General features: G+C 52.6%; 1 rRNA gene. It reads left to right on the forward strand.

The features are described 5' to 3' along the window. A 23S ribosomal RNA gene (locus WA407_RS26535) occupies positions 1 to 253 on the forward strand; the annotation flags it as partial.

Raw genomic sequence — 253 nt, forward strand, 5'->3', positions numbered from 1 at the left:
TGATATTGAATTTGGGTACGATCTGTACAGGATAGGTGGGAGCCGTAGAACTTTGAGCGCCAGCTTGAAGGGAGGCATCCTTGGGATACCACCCTGATCGTATCTAGGTTCTAACTTGGTACCGTAATCCGGTGCGAGGACAGTGTCAGGTGGGCAGTTTGACTGGGGCGGTCGCCTCCTAAAGAGTAACGGAGGCGCCCCAAGGTTCCCTCAGAATGGTTGGAAATCATTCGAAGAGTGCAAAGGCAGAAGG

The organism is Paenibacillus sp. 203 (genome assembly GCF_037027525.1).
GTDB classification, from domain to species: Bacteria; Bacillota; Bacilli; order Paenibacillales; family Paenibacillaceae; genus Paenibacillus; species Paenibacillus polymyxa_B.